General features: G+C 33.0%; 22 protein-coding genes. 6 read left to right on the forward strand and 16 right to left on the reverse strand.

Annotated features, from left to right (window positions below):
- Positions 1-552 precede the first annotated feature (552 nt).
- The 3 genes from KO502_RS09535 to KO502_RS09545 all read right to left on the reverse strand — a co-directional run bounded on the left by KO502_RS09535 (position 553) and on the right by KO502_RS09545 (position 3639).
- On the reverse strand, positions 553-795 hold the full coding sequence (locus KO502_RS09535) for a hypothetical protein (RefSeq protein WP_216022350.1): 243 nt from the start codon (positions 793-795) through the stop codon (positions 553-555).
- A gap of 680 nt (positions 796-1475) precedes the next feature.
- Entirely contained in the window at positions 1476-1805 is a 330-nt protein-coding gene (locus KO502_RS09540) for a hypothetical protein (RefSeq protein WP_216022351.1), read from the reverse strand.
- A 1582-nt stretch (positions 1806-3387) separates the two neighbouring features.
- Positions 3388-3639 carry a hypothetical protein gene (locus tag KO502_RS09545; protein ID WP_216022352.1) on the reverse strand — a complete coding sequence of 84 codons (252 nt, stop codon included), beginning with the start codon at positions 3637-3639 and terminating at the stop codon, positions 3388-3390.
- Positions 3640-5109: 1470 nt separating this feature from the next.
- Here KO502_RS09545 and KO502_RS09550 point away from each other — a divergent pair.
- The 5 genes from KO502_RS09550 to pssE all read left to right on the forward strand — a co-directional run bounded on the left by KO502_RS09550 (position 5110) and on the right by pssE (position 9535).
- Positions 5110-6321 (forward strand): glycosyltransferase, encoded by a 1212-nt coding sequence (locus KO502_RS09550; RefSeq protein WP_216022353.1) that lies wholly within the window; start codon positions 5110-5112, stop codon positions 6319-6321.
- 269 nt (positions 6322-6590) lie between these two features.
- A complete protein-coding gene (locus KO502_RS09555; RefSeq protein WP_216022354.1) occupies positions 6591-7415 on the forward strand; it encodes a nitroreductase family protein in 825 nt (274 codons plus the stop codon).
- Positions 7390-8523 carry a hypothetical protein gene (locus KO502_RS09560; RefSeq protein WP_216022355.1) on the forward strand — a complete coding sequence of 378 codons (1134 nt, stop codon included), beginning with the start codon at positions 7390-7392 and terminating at the stop codon, positions 8521-8523. The genes KO502_RS09555 and KO502_RS09560 overlap by 26 nt, the downstream gene beginning before the upstream one ends.
- Before the next feature lie 81 nt (positions 8524-8604).
- Positions 8605-9087, forward strand: coding sequence for a PssD/Cps14F family polysaccharide biosynthesis glycosyltransferase (gene pssD, locus KO502_RS09565; RefSeq protein ID WP_216022356.1), 483 nt, complete (start codon positions 8605-8607; stop codon positions 9085-9087).
- A 28-nt stretch (positions 9088-9115) separates the two neighbouring features.
- The gene (gene pssE / locus KO502_RS09570; RefSeq protein ID WP_354668318.1) at positions 9116-9535 is read left to right on the forward strand and encodes a PssE/Cps14G family polysaccharide biosynthesis glycosyltransferase; all 420 of its coding nucleotides are present in this window, start codon (positions 9116-9118) and stop codon (positions 9533-9535) included.
- On the opposite strand, the gene KO502_RS09575 is transcribed toward pssE, so the two are convergent.
- The 13 genes from KO502_RS09575 to KO502_RS09635 form a co-directional block, all read right to left on the reverse strand.
- Positions 9528-10865: a flippase gene (locus KO502_RS09575; RefSeq protein WP_216022358.1), complete on the reverse strand. Its 1338-nt coding sequence runs from the start codon at positions 10863-10865 to the stop codon at positions 9528-9530. The two genes, pssE and KO502_RS09575, sit on opposite strands and share 8 nt — an antisense overlap.
- Positions 10862-11647, reverse strand: a complete 786-nt coding sequence (locus tag KO502_RS09580) for a phytanoyl-CoA dioxygenase family protein (RefSeq protein ID WP_216022359.1) — start codon at positions 11645-11647, stop codon at positions 10862-10864. The genes KO502_RS09575 and KO502_RS09580 overlap by 4 nt, the downstream gene beginning before the upstream one ends.
- Positions 11648-12077: 430 nt before the next feature.
- A complete protein-coding gene (locus KO502_RS09585; protein ID WP_216022360.1) occupies positions 12078-13157 on the reverse strand; it encodes a sulfotransferase in 1080 nt (359 codons plus the stop codon).
- Between the two features lie 254 nt (positions 13158-13411).
- Positions 13412-14545, reverse strand: coding sequence for a polysaccharide pyruvyl transferase family protein (locus KO502_RS09590; protein ID WP_216022361.1), 1134 nt, complete (start codon positions 14543-14545; stop codon positions 13412-13414).
- 2 nt (positions 14546-14547) lie between these two features.
- Positions 14548-15405: a glycosyltransferase family 2 protein gene (locus KO502_RS09595; protein ID WP_216022362.1), complete on the reverse strand. Its 858-nt coding sequence runs from the start codon at positions 15403-15405 to the stop codon at positions 14548-14550.
- Positions 15406-15478: 73 nt separating this feature from the next.
- Positions 15479-15856 (reverse strand): hypothetical protein, encoded by a 378-nt coding sequence (locus tag KO502_RS09600; RefSeq protein WP_216022363.1) that lies wholly within the window; start codon positions 15854-15856, stop codon positions 15479-15481.
- Between the two features lie 221 nt (positions 15857-16077).
- Positions 16078-17385 (reverse strand): arylsulfotransferase family protein, encoded by a 1308-nt coding sequence (locus tag KO502_RS09605; protein ID WP_216022364.1) that lies wholly within the window; start codon positions 17383-17385, stop codon positions 16078-16080.
- A 491-nt stretch (positions 17386-17876) separates the two neighbouring features.
- Entirely contained in the window at positions 17877-18644 is a 768-nt protein-coding gene (locus KO502_RS09610) for a FadR/GntR family transcriptional regulator (protein ID WP_216022365.1), read from the reverse strand.
- 337 nt (positions 18645-18981) lie between these two features.
- Positions 18982-20076, reverse strand: coding sequence for a tyrosine-protein phosphatase (locus tag KO502_RS09615; RefSeq protein ID WP_216022366.1), 1095 nt, complete (start codon positions 20074-20076; stop codon positions 18982-18984).
- Positions 20077-20175: 99 nt separating this feature from the next.
- A complete protein-coding gene (locus KO502_RS09620; RefSeq protein ID WP_216022367.1) occupies positions 20176-21309 on the reverse strand; it encodes a TonB-dependent receptor plug domain-containing protein in 1134 nt (377 codons plus the stop codon).
- A 170-nt stretch (positions 21310-21479) separates the two neighbouring features.
- Complete coding sequence (locus KO502_RS09625) at positions 21480-22754, reverse strand: hypothetical protein (RefSeq protein WP_216022368.1); 1275 nt, start codon at positions 22752-22754, stop codon at positions 21480-21482.
- 7 nt (positions 22755-22761) lie between these two features.
- Positions 22762-23628: a hypothetical protein gene (locus KO502_RS09630; RefSeq protein ID WP_216022369.1), complete on the reverse strand. Its 867-nt coding sequence runs from the start codon at positions 23626-23628 to the stop codon at positions 22762-22764.
- 201 nt (positions 23629-23829) lie between these two features.
- Positions 23830-24012: a hypothetical protein gene (locus tag KO502_RS09635; RefSeq protein WP_216022370.1), complete on the reverse strand. Its 183-nt coding sequence runs from the start codon at positions 24010-24012 to the stop codon at positions 23830-23832.
- Positions 24013-24330: 318 nt separating this feature from the next.
- On the opposite strand from KO502_RS09635, the gene KO502_RS09640 reads away from it, so the two are divergent.
- Positions 24331-25374, forward strand: coding sequence for a TIGR04552 family protein (locus tag KO502_RS09640; RefSeq protein WP_216022371.1), 1044 nt, complete (start codon positions 24331-24333; stop codon positions 25372-25374).
- Positions 25375-25444: the final 70 nt, after the last annotated feature.

The raw sequence follows: 25444 nt of genomic DNA on the forward strand, positions 1-25444 counted from the left end.
AGTGTTCATCAAATGGAAGGACCATAGACAATACATAAAAAAACATTGATAAATGATAAATGTGATTCGAATACAATATAGATGCCTAACGCCACAATAAGCGGCTAATTGCAGTTGGCTAAAATAGTGAGGCACGAACGGCAGCCAACTGTAATTTGTCCGTTTGATTGCCTTGTTAGTTGGTTGATAGTTAAACACATTTTACTCACCAACAACACTGAAATTCAATGGCATAAGTAAGAACTAAAAAGCACTGCACAACTTGCCGCCAACCGTGAATTTGAGCCTTAACACTTTTGATAATTAGATTTACAAACAGAGCTAGGCGAAAACTGTTGAGCAAAAAATACTAAACTACTTTTTCACGAAAAAATTAGCCACATAAAAGAACTGAAACAAATGCAGTTTATGCGAGATAACTTTCCTATTTACACAAAATAATTCTTGAACAAGTTGTGCCAACTAACGCCCCAATAAGCGGAAAATAATGGTTGGCTATAATCGCGGAGCGATGGCCAACTGTTATTTTTCCGTTTGATTGGCTTGTTAGGGCTATGACTTCAATTCCTCTACCGAGTAACCTCGTTTTTTTAATATTGATGCAGCAACGCTCCTTTCCTTACTCGAGTTACCAAAAGCCCCGTCATTCTTAGCTATTTTGAGTAATTCATCATCATTTTTCTCTTCATACTTCTGCTTTAGTTCTCGTAGTTCATTTGCTTTTGTTTCTATTTCACCTACAACAGCTGTAGCAACATTCTTTGTGACATCTAAAGCTTTTTTCCAGAAACTCATAAAATATCCTTATCTACACTTTTTACACTGGCTTTGGTTACTAACTCCACCATTTAAGGTTCTGTAACCAAAAATCTTTTCCAATTCAGGTTCTGTTTTTGCAATAACACCACACTTTGGACATTTGTGAGGTAACTTGATTTTTCCGGCCATAATGACTCTCCTTAGTTAAAAATATATGAGCTAGCTGAATAGCCCTAACGCCCCAATAAGAGGCAAAAAATAGTTTGCTAAAATGTTGAGGAACGAAAACAGCAAACTGTTTTTTGTCCTGCTTGATTGGCTTGTTATGTGTGTTTTGCATGGCAAGCACTGCACTTTCCCAAATCCACAAAAGGTTTTAGCGTGGAATGAGTAGAACTAAAAAACAGATCGCCACTCGCCACCAAACCGTGAGTTTTGAGCCTTAACACTTTAGCTAATTATTCGCACTAAACGAAATAGGCGAAAACTGTGTAACCAAAAGCATAAACCAATTTTTCTGCGCTAAAGTTACCACAACAAAGAAACGAAACAAGCACAAACATTTTAAATTAAACGCCAAAGCCTAATAAAGTATTATTCGAACAGTGGCGACACATAACGCCCTAATAACAGGCAAAAAATTGTTTGCTAAAATGTTGAGGAACGAAAACAGCAAACTGTTTTTTGTCCTTGTTTATTAGCTTGTTAGTTGCCGTTTAGCTCACCCAACGTGGCGATATATCAAATGAGAAACCATTAAACGCAGTTCCAGCGACAAATAGTAATGAAACAACGATTAAAGTAAATCTTATATCATTTCGCTTTTTTACAAGTAACTCTGAATTTGCATCTTCGCAAGCTTTGCCAAAGACAACAGGCCAAAGCCTCGTGAACATTTGCCTGTATAGATCTATAAACTCTGGTTCTTCCCACTGTCTCCAATGTAATGGAGCTTCAACTTTCCACGTTTTTATAAAGTCACTAACACTTTTGATAAATGCGACTATAGACAAAATAAAAAGACATATCACCAAAGTTTGAAACATGAGCCATCCTTGAGGCAACTAACGCCTCACTAAGAGGCAAATAATGGTAGGCTAAAATAGACGACGAAGGAGTAAATAGCCAACTGTTATTTGTCCTTTTGAGTGACTTGTTATATGCAGCGTACGTTGAACTAAATACTGCACGAACTTTAAGGCACCGTAATATAAAAACCTGACCGTGAACTTTTGAAGCTACTCACCAAAGTCAGAACTAAATTAATAGTGTTGCCACCTTTGAAAAAGGTATAAAAGGCAACGCTTATTAGTGCAAACACCAAATCGAGTTTAGCGAAAAATACACCGTAAATTCTCTTGCTCTAAAACAAAATTACTAAGAGCATATAACGCCACAATAAGCGGCTAATTGCAGTTGGCTAAAATAGTGAGGCACGAACGGCAGCCAACTGTAATTTGTCCGTTTGATTGCCTTGTTAGTTGGTTGATAGTTAAACACATTTTACTCACCAACAACACTGAAATTCAATGGCATAAGTAAGAACTAAAAAGCACTGCACAACTTGCCGCCAACCGTGAATTTGAGCCTTAACACTTTTGCCAATTGGATTTACCAAACTAGTTAGGCGAAAACTGTTGAGCAAAAAATACTAAACGAATTATTCACAAAAAAGTTAACCACATAAAAGAACTGAAACAAATGCAGTTTATGCGAGATAACTTTCCTATTTACACAAAATTATTCTTGAACAAGTTGTGCCAACTAACGTTTTGCTCAGCGGCTAAGTATGGTTGGCTAAAATGCGCGAGGTACGAGCCGCAGCCAACTGTACGTGTCCGATGAAGCAACTTGTTATATGTTTACAGGTTAGAAAACACATAACGTTTAAAAAATAAAAAAGTTAGTAGGATGGAATGAGTAGAACTAACAACGAACCACCACTTTGCCACTAACCATGAATTTGAGCCGCTAACACTTTTGTAAATGGATTCACCAAAACACGTTAGGCGAAAACTGTGTAGCCACACATTTAAAACTATTTGACTGCGCTAAAACTTACCACGAAAAAGAACGAAGCAAGCGCAATACTCTTTTCTAAAACACCAAAACCACAACAAAATATTACTTGAACAAGTGGTGGCATATAACGCTTTGCTCAGCGGCTAAGTATGGTTGGCTAAAATGCGCGAGGTACGAGCCGCAGCCAACTGTACGTGTCCGATGAAGCAACTTGTTATATGTTTACTGGTTAAAAAACACATAACGTTTAAAAAATATAAAAGTTAGTAGAATGGAATGAGTAGAACTAACAACGAACCACCACTTTGCCACTAACCATGAATTTGAGCCGCTAACACTTATGTAAATGGATTCACCAAACACGTTAGGCGAAAACTGTGTAGCCACACATTTAAAACTATTTGGCTGCGCTAAAACTTACCACGAAAAAGAACGAAGCAAGCGCAATACTATTTATTAAAACACCAAAACCACAACAAAATATTACTTGAACAAGTGGTGGCATATAACGCCCCGCTAAGAGGCAAATAATAGTTGGCTATAATGTGCGACGCAGGAGCAACAGCCAACTGTTATTTGTCCTGCTTGAGCGGCTTGTTATATGCTTTACATTATAATTAAATTGATTACAAACAAAAGGACAAGTAAGCCCAACATAAAATGACCAATACTATAAGTTGCTTGTCCCTTTTCATTAGACAAAGAATTACCTTTACATATTGAGCAGCGCTCACCATAAAAAATCAAAGCAATTAACCATAAACCGCCTGTTAATAAAACTAACAATAGAGACCCAACCCCGATTTCCCTTTTTGCTTCGACTTTTCTTTCACAAAGATTACAATGTCTGATTGCCATACTGATTCCCAGTTGATGCATATAACGCTACACTAAGCGGAAAATTACTGTTGGCTAAAATGCGCGAGGCACGAGCCGCAGCCAACTGTAAATTTTCCGTTTGAGTGCCTTGTTATATGCAGCGTACGTTGAACTAAATACTGCACGAACTTTAAGGCACCGTAATATAAAAACCTGACCGTGAACTTTTGAAGCTACTCACCAAAGTCAGAACTAAAATAATAGCGTTGCCACCTTTGAAAAACATTACTTATAAAAAGCAAAGGCAACGCTTATTAGTGCAAACACCAAACCGAGTTTAGCGCAAAACACACTGTAAATTCTCTTGCTCTAAAACAAAATTACTAAGAGCATATAACGCCGCAATAAGCGGAAAATTATAGTTGGCTAAAATTTTGAGGAACGAAAAATAGCCAACTGTAATTTTTCCGTTTAATTGCCTTGTTAACTCGGCGCGCAAACCCAAGAGTTTTGCAGCCAACCGATGAACAGAGCACCAAGCTTAGAAGCCGAAAACTACAACCTAAAAATTCAACACAGCGCAATAATAAAGCAAAGGTTTCAGGTAAATTGAGGTGCATTTCAACTTGTTTATTCATTTCCAATAAATGGTGTGAATTGAGCTGATGCTCAACTACTTTCCACAATGCCGAAATAAACACTTTGCTAAAAACGATGTGCTTTCATGTTTAGCAAAACATTCAAATTAAGCTCCTGACCAACGCGCCAGTTAACGCCTCATTAAGAGGCAAAAAGTAGTTTGCTAAAATGTTGAGGCACGAAACAGCAAACTGTTTTTTGTCCTGCTTTAATGCCTTGTTAGGTGTTTAAACTGATTAGAGTTTATGCCACCTAAACTTACCAAACCACAATAAAGTAATTGGCAAAGTCTTGCACGAAATCTTGCAGTAAAAACTGAGAAATTAGCGCACAAAAAAAGTTAAATAAACTGCTTTGCTCAATTTTACGCAACACCGCGAAACAATAATATACGCGCGATAAATACAAAGTTAAATTACGTTTTAGAATACATAATTGATGCACTAAACGTGAATCAAAAAATATACCTTACGCAAGTAACCCAATACACCTAACAGTTTATTAGCAGGAAAATTTCCTCCTATCCACGGAGGGAAGTTTTACTACTTATTTTTAATTATCACACAGATTATTACACTACTGCTTTTAAATCAATATATTATACTTTTCAACATAACTGGTTGATGAGTGATAGCGGGAAAATTTCCTGTTTTATGGTAGAAAGCGGGATTTATTAGTAACTGTATATATACACAGTTGTATTTTAACAAAAAGAAAACAGATAAAACAGGACACCCATGGATTGAAGTTATTAAAATCAATTCATGGGTGCCCCGATTTACAGATTTACACTTTAGTGATAGTCAAAATATTTATTTTATGTACTATATATTTCCAAGTAAATAAAAGTAGCAATATGGTTTTTCCGCAATGAAAATTTTGTTTTTAACCCCTCAGGTCCCATACCCTACAATTAGTGGCGGTACCATAAAGAGCTTTAAAATTTTAGAACACCTATCGACGAATCACGAAGTTTCCCTAGGTTGCTTAATAAAGAGTCCACAAGAACAAGTTAATTTGACCCAGTATAAAGAAGTTAAACCGAAGCTAAATATTTTTAGTTTTAACTTGGAGAGGAAAAGAAATTTTAAGACGCTATTATCAAGTTATCTCCTTTCTTTGCCTTTAACTATTTATCGTAATTATTCATTCAACCTAAAGAAAAAAGTTGACTTGATAGCTCATAAATATGACGTAATTTTTATCGATCATTATTTAATGTTTCAATATATTCCATCAAATTTTAGAGGTCGTATTGTTATTCATCAACACAATGCTGAGTTCATTATGTGGTCGAGATATGCAAAGCTGGTGAAAAACCCAATAAAAAAATTACTATTGTATATTGAGTCATACCGAATTAAACATTACGAATTAGATATGATTGAGCGCGCACATACTACACTTGCTGCGCCGAATGATAAAACGGCATTAACAAAAATTGGCGCTAATCCTAAAAAGTTTTTAAACACTTTTCATTTAGGTGACGCTAGTAATCTAACACTTGAAAATTTAACTTTTGAAAAAACACGGTTAAATATACTTTATATTGGTACCTTAACTTGGGAAGCAAATATTGATGGTTTATTATGGTTTCTAAAATACAGTTGGCCATTAATTAAGGCGCAGCTACCTAATGTTGTTTTTACAATCGCAGGGAAATGCTCCCCACAAATTAGTCGCAAATTGTTAAAATTGGAGCCTAAAATAAATCTATTAGGTTTTGTTGATCAATTAGACGAACTTTACCAAGCGCATAGGGTTTTTATTTGTCCTTTAAGGTTTGGTAGTGGCATAAAAGTTAAAGTAATAAATAGCCTTTCCAGAGGAGTCCCAACGGTAATGACACCCATTGCTGCAGAGGGAATAAAATTAGATAATGAGGTGCATGCTTATGTTACAAATGATCCCACCGACTTTGCGACTTGTGTTCTCGATTTATTAACAAACAAAAAAAAATGGCTTTTTTTTAATGAGCAATCAAGAATACTTATGCATAAAAATTACACTTGGGATAAAGTGTTTAACAATATAGATAAAAGTTTACTTCTTACAAATAAAAATATTACTGAGGATCTCTGATCATATTGCTCATTAAAAAATATATACCGAATTCAATAAAGTTATTATTACTTGGTATGTCGACCAAGATAAATTTATTATTGCTAAGTTTTTTTTCGCTTTCACGCTTTTCCTCATCTTTGTATTATTGTTTTTTTAGCCAACAGTTTTCACGAGAACATCAGTCTGTTTTGAAGGCTCGAATCACATATTTAAAGCATCAAGGGGGAGGTGACAATAGTAGTGTATTATTGAGGCGTAACATTCATCGAATAGAAAAGGGATTAATCATGCAACCGCAAAAGCCTATTTTTGCGCTAAACTATATTGATGAAACAATAAATGAATATGTAAAATCATGTGAAAATACTGAACATGACAAGGAAGAGCTTTTGTGGGCGAAAGAGGTACTAAGTCTATATTTTATCTCCATTGACAAGTGTTTATTACCGCAAAAGATAAAAACTATTTTTGAAAAAAGCATTGAAACCAAACCTGAAAACAATATATTTAACAATGTACCTTATGCTTTTGCAGATAAAATCAAGTCAGACGTTAGCTTTGAACAATTCTCGGCTTTGTGTCATCAACGTCGTTCGGTCAGATGGTTTCAACCTAAACAGGTATCAAGAGAATTGTTAGAGAAAGCTATTAATATCTCATCTACAGCACCTAGTGCCTGCAATCGACAGCCTTTTATGTTCAATATTATTGATCAGCAACCATTGCTATCTACACTCGCTTCCTTACCCATAGGAACTACTGGCTTTGCCCATAATATTCAATGCTTAATTGTGGTAACTGGTAATTTATCTTATTACCCTACAGAGCGTGATAGGCATTTAATTTATATTGATAGTTCGTTAGCTAGTATGCAATTTATGTTAGCCTTAGAAACATTAGGTTTAAGTTCGTGCGCATTAAACTGGCCGGATATTGAACGATTAGAGGTAAAAATATCTCAACTTTTAAGCTTACCTGACACTGTTAGACCAACGATGCTTATTGCTGTGGGCTATGCACAAACCCAAGGAAAAATACCTTATTCTCATAAAAAAACATCACAACAACTTATTAATTATATAAACCATGAAAATTGCAATTCTAGCAAATAATGCTCCTGGTTTTATAAAGCCTATGGCTACGGGTTTACAGAGTATGTTAACCCAGTTATCTGTGCAGTCTGAAATATTTGATAATGGTATAGCTATGCTTAATTATAGTTATATTAATAATGTCAGTATAAAATGTAAAAATGTTATTAAATCTAGTTTGAATATCATCAAACCTAACACATATTTACAACATCAAACGTCAACTTGGCAATCAGTTAAATATTTTGAAGATCAACTCAGTAAATATGATGCCATTATCGTTGTATGTAATATTCCTGATGCTTTTTTGAAAAAAAAGCTACACCGTATAGAAAAAATAAGACAACAACACAACACAGTCCCTATTATTTTATATCAAAATTACTATTTGCCTACTCGAGGTAATTGGAGTCATATCATTTTGAAAGCTGGGGGCTTTGGTCTAGAGCGCTATGACTGGTATTTAGCGGCATCAATTAGTAGTATTTATCCTTTAAGTAAAGAAAATCATCCCTATTCATTAATAGGCCATGATTTGAGAGATAATATATTAAGACCAAGAATAGACAAAGAATTTAAAGTTTTACTCGACTTTAAACGACCAGGTTTTGAAGAATATCGTGCATTACAAATTCAAGCACTAGAAGAGAGCAATATTCCCTACACAGAACTTTCAGGTACTTATAGTCAAAATAAAATAAAAAAAATATACCGAGAACATAGTGCGCTATTTCTATCATTCAAGGAATCATTCGGATTACCAATAGTAGAAAATCAATTATGTGGTAATTTTATATTTACACCTTTTAGCCACTGGGTTACTTCTCACTACGTAAATAAATCAGTACATGTAGCCGGTGAAGGCTTGCTAGGCAATAATTTTATTGTATACAATAATGACTTACGGCAGCTAGTAAAGTGTTTATTAGAATGTAAAAAAAACTACAATGCGGTCAAAAATCGACAACAATTCTCTTTACAATACTCAGCACTTTATCATGGTAATTTAACCGCATTAAAAGAATGTATCGATAAAATTAGTTACGGTGAGATTCATTCACAGTCACATTTAAAATATATAGAACTCAACGAAAGCATCATTAATGATACTCATAAGTTAAATAATTAACGTAAATATTGAAATTAATATAGAGGGTTACAACCATTAGTAATTTAAGCAGTAAATATACGGTTTTAAGTGAATTTATGTATGAGTAAAAAAGTTTTTTTAGCTATATACAGTAAAGGTGGCCATAAAGATGCGATGGAAAGACTTTTATTCTTATTAAAGCAGCAAAAACCAGATCTTAAGTTTGTATCTATTGCTGATCTAGAAGACTGTTTTGGTGCATTGGAGCATATAGTCTGTCCTGAACCGAGAGATAAATTTAATGTTTGGCGTGCACCTATTCAACTTTGTCATACAGGTTATATGACCTTTCTTCAAACAGTCTATCTATTAAAACACTATAAAATTTCAGGCATGGTATCCACAGGAACTGGTATGGTCATAATTCCTGCATTGATATTACGATTAATGAACAAAAACGTAATTCATATTGAAGATTGGTCTAGATTTAATTCTCGATCCTACACAGGTAAAGTGATGTATTACATAGCAAATAAATTTTATGTGCAAAATGAATCATTATTGAAAAAATACCCTAGAGCTATTTATTCGGGAAGGTTATGAAAATATTTACCACAGTAGGTAATACTCGATTGATGCACTATTTAAAGAAGTCGACCGTATAGCACAGGATAAAAATTGGCATATGACGTATCAAATATCTGATGGTCATTATATCCCTAACAGTGGTTCTTATTTTAGGTTTACTGACGATATTATTAGTTATTATAAAGATGCTGATGTTGTAATTACACACGGAGGGGCAGGGACAATATTTAAATTACTGGAGTTAAGAAAAAAAATAATTGTAGTACTAAATAATCATCGCGTAGACCCTCATCAAGTTGAAATAGTAAATTACGTCAATGAGAATCACTATGGGTTGGCCTGTTTTGAACTAAATCAGTTGGAAACGTTATTACCTTTGAGTGTCGACTTTTCACCCGCAACATATAAAGATAACCCTTTTGTAAAAGCAAAAGAAATAATTGAAATATTGAATATTACTTAAGTGCGCGACTACTCAAAAGATCTACCTTGTGTAAACGAAAAATGAATAAAATGGATTTAGTCATCATAAGCGCAATTACACGTGTTTTCTTAAATAAAAATAAACAAACATAAGCACTGACCGCATAAGAAATTAGTGTGGCTATTGCGGCCCCTAAAGCTCCATAAGCGGGTATCAACAGTAAATTTAATACCACATTTACAACAGCACCAGAAACTTGACTAAATAACGAAAACTTAGCGAGCTTTTGAGACACAAACCAATGGCTCAATAATATTCTCATATATATAAATATACAGGAAAAAATATGTATTCTTAATATAGTACTAGCCTCACTGTAGTCATCGCCATAGAGTGTTTGGATAAGCATTGGACTAAAAATATAGATTAACGTGCTGATTATAACTGCACTAATAAACAAAAGATCAAAACCACTCTGTAGTGTTTTAAAATAACGTTTATTATTGCTTTTTGCTAAACTGATTAAAGTGGGGAAAAGCGCAGTAATGACAACTTGGGGTAATATATACCAAATCTCAGATATTTTAGCAGCAACCGAATATATACCTACTGTTTTTGAATCAACCATCGATTCAAGCATTAGAATATCTATTTTAAGATAAACTACAGCAGCCAAAGATGAAACAATCAAATATTTTGATTGGGAAAAAACATTTAAAAATAATTTTTTATTGAATTTCGGCTCTACCGTTATTTTTGTATATTTTTTATATAAAAAATAATAACCAATGTTTTTAGTTACGACTTCTAAACTCATAATCACTAAAAGCACTATGTAACTTTCATACTGATAGATCATTATTACTTTTAAAAGGGTAAAAAATATAAAACAAGATGCTCGCCAATAGACCATTTTATTAATATTTGATTTGTGTTGAAACCATTTTTCATACACTTCAAAAGCATTGAAAATATTAGCAAAAAGTAGCAGCGTGATTAATTGAGGCTTCCAACTGGCACCATACATATAAAAGAGTATCGTGATTACCACAATAGTGACAAATATACCTGTTAGAAAACGGGCTTTGAAACAGCTCGTTAATAACGTCGGCGCCAAAGCATGTTGTTCATTAAGCTCTCTTAATAAAATGTTACCTATGCCTAAACTGTAAATAGGAACACATAAAGCAACTAAAGACAGAATATAGTTATATCTACCAAAATCTTCAGGTCCTAACAAACGAGCAAATAAAACGGATAGCAGTAACCCTCCAGCTAAAAGTAAAATTTTCTCAAATAACAATAGTAGAGAATTAGTAAAAATATTTTTTTTCAGTTGATTAAAATTAAATTCAGTATTGAACTTCATTTTTTACAGCGCTTACCTAAATGACAAAGACGATGAGATGGACAAAGTAAATGACCATTATCATCTAATTCCCCATTGAGTAAATCGGTTCCCGCATGAGAACACCATCGAGGAAACGAATATATTTCACCTTTAATATCTATCTTTATATAATTTTCATCATATTCTATAGGTTTAATACTCGTTTTTTTTTCCTCTGCTAACGCAAAAGTACAATCTGTTGAAGCCGGCTCGAATTTTCCTATCGGCTTTAATTTATCAAAGCTTAAATTATCAAATTTTTTACTGCTAATCTTAATATAATTATAAACTACTTTTTTATGAAAATTGGGTTTAGTGGTCGTACAGCGCATAGATAAAGTTGCACGCGTTTTTTCGGAAGTATTAATAATAGAACCATGTAACAACTCAGCCTTGAATAATAATGCATCTCCAGCAGCCATATCAGAAATATACTGTTGTACAGGGTAGGTTTTTACTCCAGCAGCAATCTCTTGTTTATCGACATCAAATTTAGGGTGATACTCAGCACTATTAGGTAATATAGACAAACCATTATTTTTATTTGCTGGTGTAAGTGCTAACCATACATTAATTGTATTTTTAGGATGGTATCGCCAAGAGTCTTTATGTTGACCATGTGGGTTAAGTTTACCTCTGCCCATGCGTGACTCTATAAACTGTTCATGATTTTTTACTATTTTATAGGGTAAATGCAAACGGAAATTAGGCTGTAATTCAACATAAGGAGCAGAAACATGTGGTTCAAGTAAACGCTTCATGATTGATGACTGTAAGATTAATGTTGATACGTTATGCCTTACTGCAAGCGCATCATCAACAATTTGTTCAACACTTTTAAGATTATGAATATCATCAAGTTGATTCTGTTGAATAGCAAAAAAGTCTCGTGTAAGTTGTGAAAACTTTGATTCAAGATTTAATTGTGAAATTAGATCTTTAACAATGATAATATCGCCTTTTTCTATATGAGTCAGTACATCTTTTTCTGCAATATTTTTATTTTCAAGGGCTGAAAAGTAGGTAAGAGGGTACTCTTTTAAATCGATGATCTGTTTAAATACAGCTTTATTTTTATAATACTGCTGAATAAAGTGATAATAAAAGCCTAGCTTTTTTCGTAGGTTTCTCGTAATAGTTTTAATGGTAATTATCCTCCTTATTCATATTTAACAGATAGCTGTTATCAACTTAATTAATGGATAGATATAATAGCTTATTTTGTAATATATAGGCTTTATCAATGAGTTGTTTATTAACTGATTTTATCTCTAGATCATGAGTTTCAATTTTTTTTATTATGCTCAAAGATTTCAATACAGTTTCAGCTTCAATATTTAAGCAATCAGCCAAATGATTTAAACTTTGCATCGGTGATTCGCACAACAAATCAAAACTAAAAAATGTACAGTTTTCTGTTTTATTATCTAAAAGGTAGCTATACGCTTGTATCCAATATTCTAACCAAAAATTTAATGTGTTCTGTTTATATTTACTCGTCTCATTTCTATTATTGAAATTAATTGGTTTTAAATTTTTACCAAAATCAAAATGTCCAATGTCAGCCATATACCTTTGAGAGAATGTGTCGCTCTCATGGCGTAGCGTAAAATTCTGATGCTGGCGCAATAGCGACATAGCATGTTGCAAAGGTTCTCTAAATGGGATCAAAATAGTTGCTGTTGGAAACAGCTGAGATAAATATTTAACTCTGGAAATGTTTAAATTATTTTTTGATATGTATCGGGTTCTATTTAAATACCCCTTTTGTTTATCTCTAAGAATCAACTTTTGAATATGACACTGAAAAAATTTATCGTATGCTAAATTATGACTTTCGCTCCAAATGGAAATTTGCGCTTTTTGATAAGATTGCGGCCAAAACGCTTTAAAAAAAACCTCTTCAAATGCTTCTGGGCTATGTAAATTAATATGTAATCCATCGCTATGAGCACGTTCTATTTTACCTACTTTTTTTTCAAATTTATGACTAAATTTATGCCAAAGTAAAGGTAAAAATATAAAAGGCATATCTTGATAGGTTTGAAAACTAAATTTTTCTGTCTTGGTTAATACATCGAGTAAAATACTGGTGCCCGAGCGAGGTAACGAGGTAATAAAAACGGGTTTATCTATAGTTATATTTTGTTTATGAATTTGATATCTTTCTGTTTCATATTGAGCAAGCTTAAGTTGTAATTTAACGTTTTTAAAAGCGCAATAATGTAAGGCTTTATCAAATAAATTATAACTTCCCTGACGCGCATTCATTTATATCCTTAAGAGAGTTAAGTATGTTTTAGTAAAAACCTTACGATGACTGTTTTTACTATTGGATGGTTTTCAATTTGTGATCTTGCTATATATAAAGTATTTTCAAAAACAGTTATCAATATATTCGAGCAATAAGCTTTATACCTAACATTATACTAATAAGCCTATTGTATGCAATGAGGTAGTCAGATGCTCAATCCTTCTTTATATAAATACGATTGTTCACCTTTATTGGAAAACTAATTTAATCGTTAATTTTTCATTTTATCAAAAACAATTTCCCACATATCTTTACATTGCGCTTTATGTATTTGAGATAAATATTGCAGTTCTTTCGATTGTTGTTCACGCTTATTGATGATGGACCCTATTTTTCTTAATAGCTCCGCTTTACTAATCATAATGTCGAGTAAAAAGCCTTCGCATTGGTATGAACGGTATAGTTCTTCATATTTATGACTCCAGCTTGTCGCCAAAGCAGGTACTCCCTGAGAAAGACTACTAATACAACCGTGAAAGCGTGAAGAAATACAAAAAGTACTATGTGCAATAATCTTTTTTATTTGCAGTGCACCTAAACTATCTAGAACCATCAATCCATTATTTTTTTTAGCAGAAATACTCATACATATTTCATAGTCTTCCTTTCCCTCATGATTGAGTAGTATCGGTGTTAGACCATACTCTTCAACCGCTTCGACGGAGTTCATCAAAAATTGAATATAAGACTGTTTATCGGTTGCTGATTTTTTTGAAAACATTTTATGATTAGGAATTATACAAACGTATTTTTCAGGCAGGTTATCAGGTAACAATATATCGTTAACACTTAGCAGTGGTGTTAAATCCGGAAAACATAAAGCGTCACCTATTTTAATTATGTGCTGATAAGATTCTTGATCACGGGCAATAACTAGTTTTGATTTAGTCATTATTCTTTGAATCAAATCAATATTCCTTTCCGTAAATGGTCCAAATGCTTGGGGTAAAAAAATATAACGTTGACCTTTTTTCTGTATTCTATTTAAGTGTTTAAGGGTTTCTCTTAATCGCTGCCCCCCCCATTTATCACTATAAACAAAGCCAGAAGCGTCTAGCACTATATCAATTTCTTTTTCAACGATAATACCAAAATGATTTAGCATTTTACGCATTGGTGCAGGAATAAAGTTTCCTAACCATGTCCAGTCTATTCCGAAAAGTTTAAAACTAAATTTTTGCCAAGCCCCAAGCTTTGCCCTTTTTTCATAGGGCAATAAAAATCCGGGTGATAATACTAATTGATAAGTCAACAAATGCATATCGAGTGCTTGAATAACACTGAGTAGCATGAGCTCAGCTCCTTTATTATTGAACTCAACACCTTTAACTTCTATTTTAAGCATGACTATTTATGCCACCTAGGTAAAAAATTGATACGTATATAGTACTTTAATTTATTTAACATATAGCCAGCAGGTAAGTGCGATATAAAGGTTCTAAAGCTATACGGAGCGTTACGGGCATATAAATCTCTAAATTCATGATTAATTAAGTTATGAGTATTCATCAGGCGCTTATGTTTAGCTAAAAACTGATGGTTACCTATGATATCGCTATTACTTGATGTGACACGCTCTATGTCTGTATATCGATTTAAAATATATGACGGGTGTGCAATACGTAAAGCACAACCATACATTTCAATTAAGCGTGTCCACGCATCATAATCAATTCTTGCCACTAAACTATTATCAAACCCTCCAATTAAAATAAGCCTTTCCTTTTTAACTAAAACTTGTGTTGTTGCATGGTTATAATTTAGCTGTTCTGTTAGGTTAATTATTTTACGATGACTATCAGCAACTTTTTTTCGGGTACCAAAATCCCACACCACACTACTACAAATAAAGCTGTATTTATCATCGTAATAGTTCATTAAAGAGCTTAAGCGATCGGGGTAGAAGTGATCGTCATCATCAAGGCCTGTTACAAATTCACCTGAGCAATTTTCTAAAGCTTGGTTTCTTGCTCGAGAAATACCTACACTGGTTTTATTGTGAAAGCAGTGAATATTTTTATGCTTATTTTGATAATCTTGTAGTATGGAAAATGTTTTATCAATAGAGCCGTCATTAATAATAATTAGCTCAAAATTTTTATAATCTTGACTTAAAACCGAGTCTATTGCTTTTTTTAATAAAGTGGACCTATTTTTTGTCGGCATATACACACTGATCAATGGGTACTTTATACTATTATTCATAATTATAAATCCGCATAATTTAAAACCGACTCCTCTACTTTTTACTACTATGCAAATTTATGTATAAGCTCTATCATTTTTTTGAGTCATAAACATGTATAAATAGGCTAATAAAAACAAAAGAAGCAATATAAATAGGGGAACTAAGGAGTGAATAAATAACTTCAATCGAATAACCGGTAATGGGCACAATTAAATACAAAATTAAAAAAGGTACCCCCATACATAAACAGCTTAAAAAGTTAATGGTAAAAAACAGCTTTAGCATTTCAATAGCTATTTTTTGGGTAATACGTTCTTTTTCGTAATCACTTTTTGACTGGTCTAATAGGGCGTTTTTCGTTTCTTGAGAAAGGGTTATAATATTTTTTGCCCTGCTCACAAGTGACAATTTATTAAATAAGTAAGCAATTAAAAATAGAGTTAAAATTGCTTCAATATGAGCAATCATTTGTTCACTTACTCAGGTATATCATTATCTAAATCGTTTTCTTTTTTATAAAAAAAACGTTTAAGTGGATACCAAATAAAACCTATTAAAACAAAAAAAATTAGACTTATTAGGGCAATAAACGAACCTATAACAGATAGACCTCCTCCTGGTCCGACATATGAAAATGCGTAAAAAGGGAAGATTAGTGTGAAAAATAAAACTAGATTTCTTATCATATATTACCTGACTTCACATTCTTGTTGTTTTTGTTGAAAAAAATTGATGTCGAATTCTTCCGAGAGGCGTTCACCACCTTCTATTATACCTGCAACAGCAGGATTATCTACAAAGTTAATATATTCCCAAACCAGTTTCTTTTGTGGTGAAATTTCTATTAACCTGCCATTCATCGCTTCCGTGAGTAGTAAATTTCCATTGTTGAGCCATTGGTGTTTACCCATGATATTGCTATAAAATGGAATTTTATTGGTGCCAGAAAAATAATTCGTTTTTTGCCCACTTAACGCATCAATAAAGACTATATGACTTTGACCTCGCCTTCCTTTAACCGACGTATTATTATCAAAAACAGATATCGTATTACCATCTATAAAGTCAGGGTCGTGTTGTCGTGTAACCAAGCCAGTACTTATAAATTTAATTTCTAAATTAGTAGGGTCAAATACCAATACCGTGCTGATATTTCTTAATGATACAAGCAAATCTCCGTGTGAAAAAAGTCCTTCTTTAAGGTGAGGAGGGAACTCTTCAATATCATTTAGATGGAATAAATCACCAGTAACAGAAGTATCACGGCTTTTTATAGTTGATAAATATAGTAACCCTTCATAGCCATTATCTCTCAAAAGTGAAGCGATAGAAATTTCTTTCAAAACATCACCTTTTGGAGATACTTTAAGTATAAAGTCATCTTTAAATGGTGGGATTAAATTAGGAAACCCTTCTAATTTATTTTGATACCTGATTTGACTTGGAATCCAAAAATCACCTGTTACTGATTGGTTAACTGAATGATGAGTCAATCTAGATAACTTCCATACGACATTACCACAAATATCGACTCTAACTAATCCTAAGTTTTCAAAATTGAATAATATATCTCCGTTAGACAATAATTTTGAGCCGTGAATATGCGTTCCTGGGAGTGATTTTGGGATCATATTTTCAGGAATATGTGTTGATTCAGACCATATATCAAACCAATTTAACTGCCAAGATTTTATGGTGACGCCATGTTGATTAATAACTTTAATATTTGGGATAAACGATGTCCCCATAGAGGTTATCAATGTTAGACCCGGCTGTATTTCTGATATATTTTCAATCGTTTGTGGCTGTTTCATTTCGTGTTTAACATAATACCAAGGAAGCTCGCCATTAAGGCTCTTTAAAACCTGCTCGGAATTATAATAAAGATAGTCGAATACACGAGAAGGAAATAAACTGAATTTATTGGAAATAATCCCTAAGCTGAAAATAATCATGATACAGCTGGCAATAAAAAATAACTTTTCAAACATTTTCATTTGAACTAACCCAAGTAACGCGGATAACTATGTATAAATAACTTTAAAATATGAATATAATTATTTACTTCTAGGGACTATATGATAATTATAAAAAACATTCATTTAACCGCTTTTATTGGTTAAATGAATGTTTTTACATATATTGTTAGGCAATTCGATAATCGCTTGAAAAGTCCAGTAAATCGCCCATAAACAAGTATCCTGCTTGTTATTACCAAAAACTTATCTAACTAAAGCACAGTTAACTATTAAAAAGTATTTATTGATAGTCCTTTTTACCGGACGTTTACGAAAAATTAGCCGATCTACTTAATTTATTTGAAAGCAATTTTATTGATCATGTTAACGGAGGCGAATACTTTAATTTAAATAATACGCCTATTACAGCTGTTCCTAAATCCAGTATAGGAAAGTCGGCTTATCATACTGTGGAAATGTACCGTTATTTAATTGAAAACAATTGATTTAATAAAAACAGAGCTCAATATTTAAACACTTTCTGTTTGTAATGAAACTTGCGAATCAACTAGCTTTAATGCAGGTATAGAATAGAGCTCTCTTTTTTCATTGTTTCTACGTTTAATTTCTTCAAGTGCTTTTGATTCCACAACCTCAAATAATGAGTTAATTAACCGATTAAAATGACTATGCATGGCACTTCGGGCTTCAGAAGCATTACCTGATTTTAAAGCAGTGTATATAGCACTATGCTCTGCAAGGGTTTTCTTGTTATCACTACTACAAACACGATTATAGTCATTAACAATTTCTGGTGTTAACGATCGTAATTTCCAAAGGTTATGAACTGATAAAATCATAGCCCCATTTCTTGTAGCATTAGCTATAACTTTATGGAATTCTTCATCTGCTGCTTCAACATTTTTATCATTTTTCATAGCAACGAGAGTAGCTTTAAGCTGTTTTAGCTCTTCTGTTGTAATAGTTGTTGCGGCGATAGCGGCAACTTCACCTTCAATAAGTGCTCTAGCTTGCGTTACCTCAAAAGCATTTAATACTTCAGTTGAATTAGTATTATTTACATCTTCAATAACATAAACGCCAGATCCAGTTTTTACTTCTATACGACCTCTTACTTCTAAGGCTATAATTGCCTCTCTAATTGTAGGTCTGCTGACATTAAATATTTCTGCAAGCTCTCTTTCTGGTGGTAACCTACTTCCAATAGAGTATTGTCCTGAGTTTATCGAAGCCTCAATACTATCAACTATTCGCCAAAACAATCTTCGGTTTCCCATTACTTATTCCTTAAAACTTTTATTGAACTTTTATACAAATAATTATACCAAAACAATATTTTAATGGCACCATTAACTGCTGGGTTATTAAAATTAGGTTATATTCCTAACAATACGTTAACTATTAAGATATAAATTAAAATTATTATACTGAATAAAAAGTGTTAATAGTTAAAAATTGACTATTTTTTGAAAAGGAAATATATTCAATCACTTATATCCATGCTCGTTCGATATTTATTAAAGAATATAACAGGAGCGCCCTCCAGAAGCGAAGGTAGTTGACTAGATTCCTGCATGGCGCTCCATTACTTAACTTACTTCTATTAGTTCAACATTAGTTTAAATAATGCTTACGGATGTTAGCTAAGTCTTGATCTGACACATCAAGTTCTTGTTGAATGTAATTTAATACTGAGCCTGATTGAGCTTCCATATGCGCAATAGCCGCTTCAATCATAGGGCGACGCGTACCAGCAAATACTTGCATAACTTCTGGTGGTAACTTGCTAAAAAAAGCGTACATTCTTTTTTGCTCTTCAGACATGTTTTCAGGTACATGGAACAACTCTTCAGGATCTAAGTATTGCTCTGATAATAAGTAATCTTGAATTGCTACTTCTTTATCAACACCTAACGCTGTTAAAACTAATACACCTGCAACACCTGTTCTGTCTTTACCAGCAGTACAATGGAATAATAAGCCATCATCTGAAGTTGATAAGCGATTAAACATGGTTGTGTAATTTTCTTTTTGCGTGTCAGTTAAGCTTGGGTACATAGAAGCAAATAACATTGTGGCTTTTTCTTCGTCTAATGTTGGATCCATCAACGCTTTAGCAAATTTTTTCATATCAAGTACTTGGCCGTAATCTTTGTTTACAACTTCTACGTCACTTGCTTGCCAATTTGTTACCTCTGTTGCTCTTTCATTATTATCACGAAAATCAACAACCGTTTTTATATTTAAGTTATCAATATACTGATAATCCGTTTCAGTTAGGTTTGATAATGCACCTGAACGGAAAAGCTTACCCCATTTAACCGTTTTACCATCAACGGTTTCATATCCACCTAATTCACGGAAATTACGACCACCTTCAAGCGGTAATAAGCGACTTGCTGCGCTATCAGCTTCGCCGTTACTAGGCATAACAGTGAAGTATTTACGTCCTTTTTCACCTTCAGCTTTCCACTGATATTGTTCTGCTGCTGCTTTGCCTATTACTTTAGCGTCAGCGCCTGACTTATCTGAAGCCACTAATATTTCAACGTCTTGTGTTTCATTTGATGCCTGCCAGTTTAACTGATACATACCATTATTTTCGTTAAACGTAACCGTTAAGTCGCTAATGTTATTCACTGGTGGCGTTGATGTACAGCCTGCGAACGTTAATGCGAATGCTGACGCGATTATTGATAGTTTTTTCATGAGAATATCCTGTATTTATAATAAGAATTTTGTATTGGTTTATTTTCAGAGATAAGGCGTTAAGACTTATCTCTGAATGATGTTTTTATATTAAATTGATTAGTAGTTAATGCGCACGCCAGCCATGTAACGCTTACCGTAACGTTCAACTTGGTTTGGAGTTGCTTCAGAGCCAACATAACGAGTATCACTTAAGCGTCCTTCTAATAACCAACCTTGAATATCGTATTCAAAGCCTAATGTTTTAGTTGATGTACTACTTTTGTAATTACCGTCTTGTAGCCAGCGTTCAACAAGCGCTAAAGGTACAGTGTTAGTTTGGCCTGTTGGTGTTTCAAGGCTTAATGCATCCATACCGCCTTCAATATCTAATACGTATTGGTTACGCAATTCATGATCGTTAAATTCACTTTCTAATAACGATAAAAACACGCGACCAGCACCATTATCAAAACGATACTCTAACTTACCACCGAAGGCTTCATCTTCACGAGTTACTTCATAATTACGATATTCAACACTACCTAGTTGATTATCGTTAAGCCAACCGTATTCACGGTTATCTGTAATTTGATCACGAGAATTGTTTGAGGTGTAAATCATGCCACCCCAATTTTCAGTTGAATAAGATGCTTTAAGTGCCGTTTTACTAATATCTCCGCCACCTAAGTCTTGCTTACCAAATCCTAAATCAGCATTAAAGGCAAAACCATCAAATTTGAATGGGTCATGTGTTTCAATATTAATAAAGCCAGAAACCGCATCGCCAGGCATATTCGGTGTAATTGCTTTGTTGGCAATTAAACGACTAGTAATAACAGAAGGGAATGAATCAAAACGAGCTACGCGGCCATTTTCAGCTCCGGGAATAACAACGCCATCAATCGCGATTGGAGAATATTTAAATGGTGCGCCACGAAAGTTAATATAACGTGCTTGACCTTGGTCACGCTCAATAGCAACACCCGGTATACGGCCTAAAGAGTCTGCTAAGTTTTGGTCAGGAAAACGACCAATAGTATCGGCAGCAATAATATCAACAAAGTTAGTCGCTTCTTTCTTTGCTTCTAAGGCAGCTTTTTGACTATCAAGAATAGGTGATGCTACAACAACAACCTCTTCTATTGCTTGATTAGTTTCTGTAGCTTCATCAGCAAAAGCAGAAAAAGTTGTCGCTGCACTTAACGCTAATGTAATAGATATAGTTAACTTATTTTTAGGGTAATTAAACATTTTTACTTCCACTAATAATGATTGGGTTAATTAGAAAACGCGGTCATTCTCTATTTAATTTATTACTGGAAAGTGACAAAGATATCTTTAGTGATAATTAGATATCTCTAAAACATAAATATATAATTAATAAGGTTTTTTATATTTATATTTTAATAAAAAAGATTGAACTAATTAGTTTTTATTAAATTTTTAGGTAATAAAATATGCTCAATATTTAACTCTAAGCGATATTTAAAGCGGCCTGTTCGAGTATCTCTTACTTGTTCAAATAAGTAATTTTGGCTTAACTCTTCACCGAGTTGTGCGATAAAAGCTTCTTTAATTTTATTGCGATTTTGATCAACTGTTTTAGCTCTCAAACCATGGGTTTCTAATTCATTAATAGATTTGCTATGGCCATTATAGTTATTCAGTAACACTAATAATTTTTTAGCTGAATCAAAATCTGGAGTATTTACCGACGGGTTAATTAACCAACCTGAATGTATATCTTCTACCCTTAAATAAGCGTAATATAGGTAATAAAAAAAAGGGGTTTTAGCTAACGGTATTTCAATGTTATTTGCGCTTACTGTAAGCAAATCAATATTAAATGAAAGTTCGCACGGCTCTTTAGCTAGCAAGTAACTTTGATCATAATTTAAATTAGGCTGTAATAATGCAGCTTTTAGTTTTTTTAGTGAAACATCGTTAAACGCTTTGTTTTCTTGTTGTGCTTGGCATTGCTGATGATTTTTTTTAATAAACCACAATACAAACTCAGCAATATTAAGCTCTTGTTGTATGCGTTTATCATTTAAAAAATCCTCTAACACATCTTTTAACCACGCATTACCCTTTTGTAAATCGTGATAATATTTTTGTGTTAAATCAACATTCAACTTGCTACTTAATTGATTAGCAACATCGTCATCAATATATAACTTTTTAAAGAGTAATAACCATGATTTATGCGATGCAGACTTAGGTGGCGGTAAAGAGCAAAGTATAGAAACTGTTACAAATGAGAAAAACATACTCACCATAACAAGCACCCACCAATTAACCCTATATTCAAAGCTAACCTGCGCTAATTTAGCTTCAAGCCCAAACTGCCACGGAATATAAATAATATTTAATTGTTGTGTTTGGTTTTCCACAAACAAAGAATTAATGCTTAGATGATAATCTTCAATAATTGTAAATACATTATCAGATTTATTTATGCTTTTACTATTTTTAAATTGTTGATTAAATTCTTTTTTTGCATAACTAAGGTAGTTTTTATCAAACATATATAATTTAAATGTTTTAGATAATATAGGTGAAAATTTTTGCTGTAATTGCTCCGATATTTCTTTTTTAATTGAATAATGACTTATTGATAAAATAGCTAAAATGAATACACATACTGAGATAAACCAATAAACAGCAAATAATTTTTTTGTTAAAAATTTATTCATAAAAGTATCAATATTCACAATGTTGTGATGTTTTAAATTCTATTTCTGATTCTGAAAACAACGGGTTATATTGACTAAAAACTAACACTAATTCACAACTTAGTTCTAGAGAATAAATAGATTTAGCCATATATAACTCCCCCGTTTCTAACTGATGCCCAATGGCAATTTTATGGTAACTATCTAAATCAACAAACGAACTAAACCAATTACCACTAGGTATTAAGTCAACTTCTTTACGTTTAAATGCATCATAAAGCGACTTATAAGTATCATAATAATTTATAGATAAGTTACTTAAATTAAAGCCTTGTTGCTTTAATGAAGCAATAGGGACTAAATATGAAGAAAAACTTTTTTGATCTTTAACTAGGCCAATCACTCTATTGGCTAAAAAGGCAGGTGTTAATTGAGCGGTATCAACATTGCTTAACCAAAACATATTCACTGCTTGGCTAGGCAATACTTCTTGGTAAATATCATCGAGGTGAAGCACCATACCTTGCAAGCTTTCCGCTCTTGCCCAAAGTAATTGATATTGTTCTTTTAATAGCTCATCAGCAGTAAGCTCAGAACGCCCACCCCAAGTCACTTTCACCTTTGAATAGTATTTACTTACTAGCTTATTATCACAAAGCATTTCTGCAAAATTGTTCGCGTGATCAGCAATCGGTAAAAGCACATTTAAGGTTTTATGAGAAACAAGGCTATTTTCAACATCACACTGATAAAAAGTAATTTCAGAAAGAGTAGGGCTAACAGGCTTTTGCCAAAAGATAAGCGAAAGCAGTAAAACACAGAGTAAATAAGCTATGCCAACAACTAACTTATAAGTAATCTGATTATAAGATAAAAGACTATATTTTTGCTTCACTACTTTGCATATACCACTTGCTTGCTTAAGCACCAACTATAAGACAAAAAGGTGACACTTTTATGACAATAAATAACGAGTAATAATGATAGGTGAATGACTGCTGTATATTCTGCGGTATATTACTTATCTATAATTTATGTTTTGAATATTTTACACTTAGATATTTTTAATACAGCATAAAAAAACCTCTAAACATTCTTATTTAGAGGTTTTAATAAGTGAGTTATCGTTATCTTTTACGTACATTTTGGCTTCTTGAATAGAGCCAAAATAATAAGTGAGTAATTTGTTACGCTTTTCGCGAATATTATTTGGCATATCTGTTTGCTGTACTACATCAAGCCAAGTTTTTACGAGCGCTAAGGGAGGAAGTTCTTCCATAAGTTTATCCTTTACATACTTTCCATTTGGATAATAACTACAATTACTTTACGTTAATTAACTATCCAAATCAAAAAATAAAAAAATAAAAACAAATTATTTAAGTATTTTATGTTTAAAAATTGATTATGAAGTTAACGAATAAAAAATATATTTTATCTTCTTTTGTTGTATTACTTAATGTTTTTACCAAAAATCAGTATAAATTAGACACAAATCTATGTATTAAAATTTATATTATATATATTACTTATTAACTATTTATTTAATTTTTATAAATACGCATTAAACTACTTATCAAAAACGAACTATCAATAAATGAATATTAATCCTTGGCGAAGTACTTCTGTTAGAACGGCACTTGAAGGTCGTTCTTTTATCGACACAAAACGAATTCATATCCATTCAGAGCAAGAAGCGAGTAGGTTCTTAGAATGTTATGGTTTTGATTTTAATGATGATGCTGATAAAGAAGAGTTAGAAAACTTACGTCTTGAAGCAATAGAGTTAATTGAACAAGAGTTACTAGGGCTAGATGAAAGTATTCCTGAATCATTAAAAAGTGAAAAAGATGTACGCCAGTATTTATTAAATGCTTCGGGCCATGGCGATTTTAAATTAGCGCCATGGAGTGGGGCAATTTTACGCGTAATTCATACTCTTACTCATAGCCACTCGTATTTGAATGATGTTTATCATGATCCAATTAGACAACAAATTTTTAACCGTTTTGAAGGCCATATTCATACTAAAGAGGGGATGAAGTACCTTGGCGATATAAAACTGTTAGATATTGAGTTTAGAACAGCTAAATCACGTCGCTCAGTAGCCATGAAGTTAATGCATAAAGCTGAAAATGTTGCTGCGGACATTTTTGATTGGATAGGTATTCGTTTTATTACAGAATACCGTGCTGATGTTATAGATGTACTGGCTTATTTACGCCAACAACATATTGTCACTTATGCGAACATTAAGCCGTCTCGGTCTCGCAATACATTAATTGATATGGATTGGTTAAATGCCTGTTTAGATAACGGAATGTCTGTTGAGCAAATTAAATCTGAAATGCAATCAGCAGACTTTCCGCCGGAAAAATTAATAAATCCTGAACACACTGAATATAATCAATTTACTGAAGTCTCTTATCATTCGGTACAAATTACTTGTCGACAGCGAATAAAAATACCTCAACCTGATGGGAAAAAACTATGTTTTTATTTTCCGTTTGAAATCCAAATGATGGATCAAAAAAGTTATCTACAAACTCGAGATGGGCTAGCATCACACAAAGAGTATAAAAAGCGACAGCGTAATGCGGTACGAAAAAGAATATTTCCATTTTTAGATGAGTTAAAGTAAAAAACCAGCATAATACTGGTTTTTATAGGGATTAACTCACTAACTAACCTCTGTTTTGGTTAAGCAAAGT

It is taken from the genome of Colwellia sp. E2M01, assembly GCF_018860585.1.
In the GTDB taxonomy this organism is placed as follows: domain Bacteria; phylum Pseudomonadota; class Gammaproteobacteria; order Enterobacterales; family Alteromonadaceae; genus Colwellia.